This window comes from Acinetobacter sp. 24-47-66 (genome assembly GCF_056779755.1).
This window is the reverse complement of the sequence record NZ_JBWYIL010000041.1, coordinates 1-480: the sequence shown is the minus strand read 5'-3', so window position 1 is coordinate 480 and position 480 is coordinate 1. Positions and strand designations below refer to the sequence as shown.

At 41.7% G+C, this 480-nt stretch carries 1 protein-coding gene; it reads left to right on the top strand.

Annotated features, from left to right (window positions below):
- A partial coding sequence (locus AC1M84_RS14275) for an IS5 family transposase (RefSeq protein ID WP_481595236.1) occupies positions 1 to 425 on the top strand: 425 nt, incomplete at its 5' end.
- Positions 426 to 480: the final 55 nt, after the last annotated feature.

The following is a 480-nucleotide window of genomic DNA, read 5'->3' as shown; positions in this document are numbered from 1 at the left end:
TCAGTGATTCACAGGTGCTTGGTGATTTACTTAATCAGATTCCACAAGATGAGCAGATTGACTCTGTTTATACCGATGGAGCTTATGACACAAAGCGGTGTCGCCAGTTGATCACAGATCGAAATGCCCATGCGATTATTCCACCCAGAAAAAATGCGAAGCCTTGGAAAGATACAAAAGTTCATTCGCTAGAGCGAAATGAATTACTTCGCACTGTTAAACGTTTAGGCAGGACACTATGGAAAAAATGGTCGGGCTACCATCAGCGAAGTCTGGTAGAAACCAAGATGCACTGCATCAAATTATTAGGCGATAAGCTCAGTGCTCGGAATTTTGATAGCCAAGTCAACGAGATTCATGCACGTGTGGCCATCTTAAATAAGTTTACGGAGCTCGACCGACCTCACACCCAAGTTGTCACTTAAATTTAAACAACTTAGGAAAGCTCTATCTTTAAAATCTTTATGCAACAAAGCCATT